Origin of the sequence: Pseudomonas sp. BF-B-15 (genome assembly GCF_019946675.1) — a bacterium.
Lineage (GTDB): Bacteria > Pseudomonadota > Gammaproteobacteria > Pseudomonadales > Pseudomonadaceae > Aquipseudomonas > Aquipseudomonas migulae.
Map to the genome: position 1 here is coordinate 23233 of NZ_JAGYFZ010000074.1, position 7366 is coordinate 30598.

6 protein-coding genes are annotated in these 7366 nt (G+C 59.3%); 3 read left to right on the forward strand and 3 right to left on the reverse strand.

What is annotated here, in order from left to right; all coding sequences use genetic code 11:
• Positions 1 to 149: 149 nt before the first annotated feature.
• A complete protein-coding gene (locus KGA97_RS21240) occupies positions 150 to 1436 on the forward strand; it encodes a CitMHS family transporter (protein ID WP_008044013.1) in 1287 nt (428 codons plus the stop codon).
• 159 nt (positions 1437 to 1595) lie between these two features.
• On the opposite strand, the gene KGA97_RS21245 is transcribed toward KGA97_RS21240, so the two are convergent.
• The gene (locus KGA97_RS21245) at positions 1596 to 2942 is read right to left on the reverse strand and encodes a DEAD/DEAH box helicase (RefSeq protein ID WP_008034278.1); all 1347 of its coding nucleotides are present in this window, start codon (positions 2940 to 2942) and stop codon (positions 1596 to 1598) included.
• A 193-nt stretch (positions 2943 to 3135) separates the two neighbouring features.
• Here KGA97_RS21245 and KGA97_RS21250 point away from each other — a divergent pair, with 193 nt between their 5' ends.
• Entirely contained in the window at positions 3136 to 4434 is a 1299-nt protein-coding gene (locus KGA97_RS21250) for a mechanosensitive ion channel family protein (protein WP_008034280.1), read from the forward strand.
• Positions 4435 to 4567: 133 nt separating this feature from the next.
• Here KGA97_RS21250 and KGA97_RS21255 read toward each other — a convergent pair whose 3' ends face one another.
• Positions 4568 to 5212, reverse strand: a complete 645-nt coding sequence (locus tag KGA97_RS21255) for a hydrolase (RefSeq protein WP_150634053.1) — start codon at positions 5210 to 5212, stop codon at positions 4568 to 4570.
• A 159-nt stretch (positions 5213 to 5371) separates the two neighbouring features.
• On the opposite strand from KGA97_RS21255, the gene KGA97_RS21260 reads away from it, so the two are divergent.
• Positions 5372 to 6259, forward strand: a complete 888-nt coding sequence (locus tag KGA97_RS21260) for a LysR family transcriptional regulator (protein ID WP_008034284.1) — start codon at positions 5372 to 5374, stop codon at positions 6257 to 6259.
• 96 nt (positions 6260 to 6355) lie between these two features.
• On the opposite strand, the gene KGA97_RS21265 is transcribed toward KGA97_RS21260, so the two are convergent.
• Positions 6356 to 7225 (reverse strand): carboxylate/amino acid/amine transporter, encoded by an 870-nt coding sequence (locus tag KGA97_RS21265; protein ID WP_223481451.1) that lies wholly within the window; start codon positions 7223 to 7225, stop codon positions 6356 to 6358.
• Positions 7226 to 7366: the final 141 nt, after the last annotated feature.

The window sequence follows — 7366 nt, forward strand, 5'->3', positions numbered from 1 at the left end:
GGACAAAAACTTGACAGCGTAAAAATTTGGCCGGAAAGTTGTTCCATCAAAAGGAATGATGTTCTGTCTAACAGAACACTATCAATGACAAAGCGTTGCTTTCGCCCGCCGTCATACCCGGACAAAACCTATAAAAAACGAGGGAAATCATGCTGACCCTACTCAGCTATTCGATGATCACGTGCTTCATGTACCTGGTCATGAGCAAACGCCTGTCGCCGCTGGTTGCGCTGTTGCTGGTCCCGGTCGCCTTTGCCTGCCTGGCCGGCTACACCACGACACTGGGGCCGATGATGTTCGATGGCCTGAAAATGCTGGCCCCGACCGGGGTGATGCTGACCTTTGCGATCCTGTATTTCTGCATGATGACCGACGCCGGATTGTTCAACCCGCTGGTCAAACTGATCCTCAAAGCAGTGAAAGGCGATCCGCAGAAAATCGTGCTGGGCACGGCGATTCTCGGAATTTGCGTCGGCCTCGACGGCGATGGCGCCACCACTTACATCATCACCTGCGCGGCGCTGCTACCGTTGTATCGCCGCACCGGCGTGCGCCTGCAAGTCATGGCCACGGTGCTGTTGCTGGCCATTGGCGTGATGAACATTCTGCCGTGGGCCGGGCCGTTTTCCCGGGCGGCCAGCGCCATGAAAGTCGACATTACCGAGCTGTTCGTGGCGATGCTGCCATTGATGGCCATTGGACTTGTGTGGGTGATTTTTGTGGCGCTGTACCTCGGACGGCTGGAACGACGCCGCTTGGGCGTGGTGCAACTCGACGCCAATGAAGGGCTGGAGCACTTCACCGAATTTCGCTTGAACGACTGGCGCTTTCTGTTCAATGCCGCGCTGACCATCGCCCTGATCGCGATGATGATGCTCGCGGTGATGCCACCTGCGGTGTTGTTCATGCTCGCGTTCGGTATCGGCCTGGTGGTGAATTTCCCCAACCTCAAAGAGCAGAAAGCGGTGATCGCGCGCCACGCCGATAACGTCATGGCGGTGACCTTGCTGATCTTCGCGGCTGGGATTTTCGTCGGCATCATGGGCGGCACCGGCATGACCAAGGCCATTTCCGAAAGCCTGATCCATGTCATCCCGCAATGGGCCGGCAGTTCGATGTCGATCATCACCGCGTTCATCAGCATGCCGTTCACCTACGTGCTGACCAACGATGCGTTCTACTTTGGCGTGCTGCCGATCCTCGCCGAAACCGCCAGCCACTACGGCATCAGCGGCAAGGAGATGGCAATCGCCGGGTTGATCGGCCAACCGGTGCATTTACTCAGTCCGCTGGTGGCGTCCACGTATCTGCTGTGTGGGTTGCTGGATCTGGACTACGGCGATAACCAGCGCATGACGTTGAAATGGACGATCGGCACGGTGGGGGTGATGTTGTTGGCGGCGCTGGCGTTGGGGTCGATTTCCGTCATCCGGTAATCGTTCTGTAGGAGCCAGCTTGCTGGCGATGGCTGCACCGCGGTGTATCGGTTAGATCGCATCGCCGGCAAGCCGGCTCCTACAGGGGGTGCGTGCAATTTGCGGGCGAAAAAAAAACCGGACCTGGGTCCGGTTTTTTTATGGGATCGCTACGGCGCTTTATTCAGCAGCCGGGGCTTCCGGCTTGCGGCGCTTGAGCGGGGCCATGCCGTCCTTGCTGACCAGCGACAGGGCGTCGGTCTTCGGGCGGTTGGCGATTTTGCGCTTGGTCGGTGCCTTGGCGCCGGTTTTCTTCTTCTCGCCCTTGGCGTCGACCTTTTTCTTCTTCACGCCAACCGCTTTGCCCGAGGCCTTGACCTTTTTCGGTCCGCCGTAGGTGCCTTTGACTTCCTTGATGGTGCGGCGCTCGAAGCTCTGCTTGAGGTAGCGCTCGATGCTCGACATCAGGTTCCAGTCGCCGTGGCAGATCAGCGAGATGGCCAGGCCATCGTTGCCGGCACGGCCGGTGCGACCGATGCGGTGAACGTATTCGTCGCCGCTGCGCGGCATGTCGAAGTTGATCACCAGGTCCAGGCCATCAACGTCCAGGCCGCGAGCGGCAACGTCGGTGGCCACGAGGATTTTCACGCCGCCTTGCTTCAGGCGATCGATCGCCAGCTTGCGGTCTTTCTGGTCCTTGTCACCGTGCAGGACGAACGCTTTGTATTCCTGCGCCACCAGGCGGCCGTAGATACGGTCGGCCATGGCCCGGGTGTTGGTGAACACGATGGCCTTCTGATAGGTCTCGTTGGCCAGCAGCCAGTTCACGATCTGCTCTTTGTGCTGGTTGTGGTCAGCGGTGATGATCTGCTGACGAGTGGTCGCATTCAGGTCGCTGACGTTGTTCAGCTGCAGGTGTTCCGGGTTGTTCAGAACCTTGGCAACCATCTCGCGCAGGCCCGAACCGCCAGTGGTGGCGGAGAACAGCATGGTCTGCTGGCGATTGGTGCACTCGTCCACCAGACGCTGCACGTCTTCGGCAAAGCCCATGTCGAGCATGCGGTCGGCTTCGTCGAGCACCAGCACTTCGACTTCTTTCAGGTCGAGGTTGCCGGCGTTCAGTTGCTCGATCATCCGGCCCGGCGTACCGATCAGGATGTCCGGCACCTTGCGCAGCATGGCGGCCTGGACCTTGAAGTCTTCACCGCCGGTGATCAGGCCGGACTTGATGAAGGTGAATTGCGCAAATCGCTCGACTTCCTTGATGGTCTGCTGGGCCAGCTCGCGGGTCGGCAACAGGATCAGGGTCTTGATGCTGACGCGGATTTTCGCCGGGCCGATCAGACGGTTGAGGATCGGCAAAACGAAAGCAGCGGTTTTGCCGCTACCGGTTTGCGCTGTCACCCGCAGGTCACGCCCTTGGAGCGCCAGCGGAATAGCCGCTGCTTGCACAGGCGTTGGCTCGACAAATTTAAGCTCGGCCACGGCTTTGAGCAGGCGTTCGTGCAGGGCGAATTGGGAAAACACGGGTGCTACCTCGAAGAAATACAAAAAAACAGCTGCATAGGGTAACGGTTTCGAGCGCGAAGGCCGAGTTTCTTTATGCAATCGACCGTAAACAGTGGCTTTTTTGTTGCCTCTTTTGTCCTTAAACGTCATGCAAAGCGTCTTAAATGCTCTAATCGGTCCGACACGGACAATAGAAGAAACGGTTTTACCCATGGATATCAAACAGCTCTGGCTCAACGTCCAAGACATCTGGGGTGCTCTCGATCAGCATCCGCTCCTGCATTCCGGCCTCGGGCTGCTTCTGTTGCTGGTGGTGGCGCTGACCCTCGGACGAGTGGCGCGTTACCTGATCCTGCACGCGACCAAAATGCTCGGCCGCCAACCGGCGTTGCACTGGGTCAACGACTTTCGCCAGAACAAGGTGTTTCATCGCCTGGCGCAGATGACGCCGTCGCTGGTGATCCAGTTCGGCCTGCACCTGGTGCCGGAGCTGGGCAAAACCAGCCTGATTTTCCTCGGCAACGTCGCACTGGCCTTCACCATTCTGTTCCTGGTGCTGGCGATCAGCGCCCTGCTCAATGCGTTGCTGGACATCTACGCCCGCACCGAACACGCCCGCACCCGCTCGATCAAAGGCTACGTGCAACTGGCGAAAATGGTGTTGTACGTATTTGGCGCGATCATCATCGTCGCCACGTTGATCGACCGCTCGCCGCTGTTGCTGCTGTCGGGTCTGGGCGCCATGTCGGCGGTGATTCTGTTGGTCTACAAAGACACCCTGTTGTCGTTTGTCGCCAGCGTGCAGTTGACCAGCAACGACATGCTGCGGGTCGGCGACTGGATCGAGATGCCGCAAGTCGGCGCCGATGGCGATGTGGTGGACATCACGCTGCACACGGTCAAGGTGCAGAACTTCGACAAGACCATCGTTTCGATTCCGACCTGGCGCCTGATGTCCGAGTCGTTCAAGAACTGGCGCGGCATGCAGCAGTCCGGTGGACGACGGATCAAGCGCAGCCTGTTCATCGACGCCAGCGGCGTGCGATTCATCCGTGATGACGAAGAGCAAAAGCTGTCCCAGGTGCATCTGCTGACCGACTACATCAGCCGCAAACAGGCTGAACTCAAGGCCTGGAACGAGGCTCAGGGCAACGTCGCGGCAATGTCGGCCAACCGTCGGCGGATGACCAACATCGGGACCTTCCGCGCCTACGCGCTGGCGTATTTGAAAAGCCATCCGGAGGTCCAGCCGAACATGACCTGCATGGTTCGGCAGATGCAGACCACAGCGCAGGGGATTCCGCTGGAAATCTACTGCTTCACCCGCACTACGGCGTGGGCGGATTACGAGCGGATTCAGGGGGATATTTTCGATTATCTGCTGGCGGTGCTGCCGGAGTTTGGCTTGAGCCTTTATCAGCAGCCGAGTGGCGGGGATCTGCGGGCCGGGTTGCTCCCGGCGATGCTAGGCGCAAGCCACATCCCCGAACCCGAAAAACACATCATGTAACCCCATCACCCAATGTGGGAGCGAGCCTGCTCGCGATGAGGTCGTGTCAGTCAACATATCTGTCGTCTGACACTCCGCTATCGCGAGCAGGCTCGCTCCTACAGGTTGCAGAGTTGATTTAGCGACACCGGTGTTATTTGACCTGACGCTGCGGTGCCTTGTGCACCATGGTGTAGGCGTAATCCACACCCATGCCATACGCGCCGCTGTGTTCCAGCACCAGTTCCATTACCGCCTCGTAAGTGTCTTTGTGTGCCCAGTCACGCTGGTATTCCAGCAGCACTTGTTGCCAGGTGACCGGCACCGCGCCTGCCTGAATCATCCGCTGCACCGACATGTCGTGAGCTTCTTTGGTGGTGCCGCCAGAAGCGTCGGTCACGATGTACACCTCGTAGCCTTCAGCCAGGGCTTCCAGCGCCGGGAAGGTCAGGCAGACTTCAGTCCAGAGCGCAGCAATGATCAGCTTCTTGCGGCCGGTGGCTTTCACCGCGTCAACCAGCGCCTTGTCTTCCCAGGAGTTCATCGAGGTGCGCTCGATCGGCTTTTGATCCGGATGCACTGCCAGCAACTCCGGCCAGATAAAACCGCTGAAGCTTTCGGTTTCCACCGAGGTGTAGATCGTCGGCACGTTGAAGATCTTGGCGGCCTTGGCCAGGCCGACGGTGTTGTTCTTCAGGGTCTGACGGTCGATCGACTGCACGCCGAAAGCCATTTGCGGCTGGTGGTCAATCAGGATCAGAGCGGAGTTGGTTGGGTTGAGCAGTTCACGAATAGACATGGCGCGTTCCTTTTGATGTCGATAATTCAAATCAGTAATGGGTTAGTCGACGCGGCTTCCAGAGGCTTTGTCGTCGGCTTGGATGTCACTTTAGGGGCTAGCAAGGAAAGGGACAATTACCTAAAATAGAGAATCATTGATTCTAAAATAGGGACAATCATGGATCGCATCGAATGCATGCGCGCGTTCGTCGTCACGGTCGGCGAGAACGGCTTTGCCGCCGCTGCACGGGCAATGGATGTGCCGCGATCAAAAGTCAGCAAACAGATTCAGGCGCTGGAGGAAGCCATCGGCGTGCAACTGCTGCAGCGCACCACGCGCAGCCTGCACCTGACCGAGGCTGGCGCGGAGTATTTCGACGCGGCGCGGGAAGTACTGGCCTCGCTGGACGAGGCCGAACAGCGTGCCCGTAACGGCATCGGCGAGTTACGCGGGGTGCTGCGGGTCAATGCGCCGATGTCCTTCGGGTTGCGCCGGCTGGGGCCGCTGATTCCGCTGTTTCATGAACAACACCCGAACATAGAGCTGCAACTGGTGCTCAGCGATCAGCAGGTTGACCCGGTGCGCGGTGGTTTCGACGTGACCATCCGCATCGCCAGCATGCCGGACTCGACAATGATTGCCCGGCAACTGGCGCCGGCCCCGCGAATCATGGTCGCCTCACCTGCGTATCTCGAACGCGCAGGCACTCCGCAGACGCCGCAGGATCTGCGCGCCCATCAATGTTTGAACTACGGGTATTTGCAAAGCGGCGTGAGTTTGCAGCTGTGCAACGGCAAGGAAACCCAACGGGTCAACGTCACAGGCCCGCTGCACGCCAACAATGGCGACTTGCTCGCCCAGGCAGCCGAGGCCGGCATGGGCATCGCGCTGTTGCCCAACTTCATTGTCGAGGATGCGCTGGCGGCTGGCCGGTTGGTGCCGGTGATGTGTGAATGGCAGGCGCCTGCGATCACGATTAACGCGGTCTATCCATCGGCACGCCGGGTGCCGCAGAAGACCCGGACGTTCATCGAGTTTCTGGTGGCGCAACTGGCAGAGAAATAACACATCCCTTGTAGGAGCGAGGCTTGCCCGCGAAGGCGGTGCCTCAGCCGACATCAATGTTGCCTGGCAGGCCCCGTTCGCGGGCAAGCCTCGCTCCTACGAAGAGCGGATTGCGGTGGGTCTGATGCCCAACCGGCTGATCCACACCGCCATCAAAATCACCGATCCGCCAAAGAACAACCGCCCCAGCTCTTCATGCTGATTCCAGATCAGCAGATTGATCAGCAACCCCACCGGCACATGCAGATTGTTCATCACCGCCAGCGTCCCGCCATTCACCAGGCACGCGCCCTTGTTCCACCAGTACAACCCCAGCGCGGTCGAGACCAGGCCGAGGAACACCAGCACGCCCCATTGCAGCGGTGCTTCGGGCAGGAAGTTCTGTTTGCCGAACAACAGAAACGCCGGCAACGCCACCGCCAATGCGCCGAGATAGAAATAACCGAAGCGCCGGTAATGCGGCAGATCGCTTGGATGACGCGCCACCAGATGCTTATAAAGCACCTGCCCGGCGGCGTAGGTGAAGTTGGCCAGTTGCAGCAGCAGGAACCCCATGAAGAAATCCGGGTTGATCCGGTCGTAGCGAATCACCGCCGCGCCGAGCACCGCCACCAGTGCCGCGACCAGGGCCCATGGATTGAAGCGTCGGTTCAGCGCGTCTTCGATCAGCGTCACATGCAGCGGTGTGAGGATGGTGAACAGCAACACTTCCGGCACCGTCAGCACCCGGAAGCTCAGGTACAGGCAGACGTAAGTCACGCCGAACTGCAACGCACCGATCAGCAGCATGCCGCGCATGAACGCAGGCTCCACCGAGCGCCAGCGCGTCAACGGAATAAACACCAGCCCCGCCAGCAGCACGCGCACCAGCACCGCGAAGTAACTGTCGACATGTCCGGCCAGGTATTCGCCGATCAGACTGAAGGAAAACGCCTGGATCAGCGTGACAAAAAGTAGATAGCCCATGCTCGCCTCGTTTTGAATGGCGGCGACGATAGCGGGTTTTGCCGACGATCGCGAGACACGCAGGCCCCTGTAGGAGCGAAGCTTGCTCGCGAAGACGGTGTGTCAGCCGCTATCTCTGTTGACTGTGACACCGTCTTCGCG